At 62.6% G+C, this 1,533-nt stretch carries 1 protein-coding gene; it reads left to right on the top strand.

The features are described from left to right. Positions 1 to 102: 102 nt before the first annotated feature. Entirely contained in the window at positions 103 to 1,518 is a 1,416-nt protein-coding gene (locus tag CFB45_RS38090; protein WP_089430276.1) for an ISNCY family transposase, read from the top strand. The last annotated feature ends 15 nt before the right edge of the window (positions 1,519 to 1,533 follow it).

The following is a 1,533-nucleotide window of genomic DNA, read 5'->3' as shown; positions in this document are numbered from 1 at the left end:
TGTAGCAGCCATATCCTAATGTCGTGTTCTGGCTATTTACAGATGTCGGGTTTTTGACTGCTGGCATGCTGGACGGCTCGTTGAGCGAGCGCGGAGCCGACCATGCAGCCAGCCGGATTGGTGACACTGACGATGCGAGAGCTTGATCGACTCAAGGTAATCCAGGCCGTGGTGGACACGGGCCTGAAGCCCGGACGTGCGGCCGAACGGCTGGGACTGAGCGTGCGACAGGTGGAAAGGCTGGTCATCCGATATCGAGAGCATGGACCTAGCGGCGTTGCTTCGGGCCGTCGTGGCCGGCCAGGCAACCGCAAGCTCGACGAAGGACTAGCGTTACGCGCCTTGACCACTATTCGAGAGCGTTACGCCGATTTCGGGCCGACGTTGGCCTGCGAGAAGCTGTGGGAATGCCATGGCATTCGGCTGGCCAAGGAAACGGTCAGGAAGCTGATGACGGACGCTGGCTTGTGGATTCCACGTCGGCAGCGTCCGCCGAAGGTTTATCAGCCGCGAGCGCGCCGGGCGTGTCTGGGTGAACTGATCCAGATCGATGGTTGCGATCATCGGTGGTTCGAGGAACGGGCGCCGGCCTGCACGCTGCTGGTGTACGTGGACGACGCGACGAGCCGGCTGATGATGCTGCACTTCACGCAGACCGAGTCGACGTTCAGCTACTTCGAGGCCACGCGAGCGTATCTGGAGCGCTACGGCAAGCCGGTGGCGTTCTACAGCGACAAGTACAGCGTGTTCCGCAATACGAGCGCCAGCAAGACAGGCCAAAGCGTGACGCACTTCGGTCGGGCGATGTACGAGCTGAACATTGACACGTTCTGCGCGAACAGCAGCTCGGCCAAGGGACGTGTCGAGCGAGCGCACTTGACGCTGCAGGATCGGTTCGTCAAGGAGTTGAGACTGCGCGGCATCAGCACGGTGGCCGACGCGAACGCTTACGCGCCCTCCTTCATGGCCATGTATAACGAGCGCTTCGCGAAGCCACCGAAGAGCGGCTTTGATGCGCATCGACCGCTGCGGTCCGACGAGGATCTGGATCTGCTGCTGACCTGGCGCGAGACACGCCGGGTCACGAAGGCGCTGACGGTGCAGTACGACCGGGTGCTCTATCTGCTGGACGATACGCCGGGGAATCGGGCGTGGATACATCGTGACATCGAGGTGTGGGAGTACCCGGACGGACGCATCGAGCTTCGGGCGGCTGGCCAGCTACTGTCGGCACAATCCTACGATCGGCTGGCCGAGGTGGATCAAGGCGCGATCGTGGATCACAAGCGCCTGAGCCATGCGTTGCAGGTGGCACAAGCGTTTCAGGCGCAGCGCGACAGCCGGCGGATCGGCACTGCGCCGTCGCGAACGCATCGGGGGCTGCCGGTGCGGGCAAATGAAGCGCAACCCGGCACGAAGAAACCTCGCCGGTTCACGGTGACTGACATGGAAGCCGCGATTCTGGAAGTTGCGTCAAAAGCAGAAACTGAGCGGCGGTCTGCCAAGGCCCGCGGGTGAGCGTAAGCGCCCTGC

The organism is Burkholderia sp. HI2500, from assembly GCF_002223055.1.
Classification (GTDB): domain Bacteria; phylum Pseudomonadota; class Gammaproteobacteria; order Burkholderiales; family Burkholderiaceae; genus Burkholderia.
This window is presented reverse-complemented; position numbering and strand designations above follow the sequence as displayed.

Excerpts from the sequence above, each read along its gene's own strand:
- CFB45_RS38090 (WP_089430276.1), top strand. The coding sequence starts at position 103 with ATGCAGCCAGCCGGATTGGTGACACTGACGATGCGAGAGCTTGATCGA.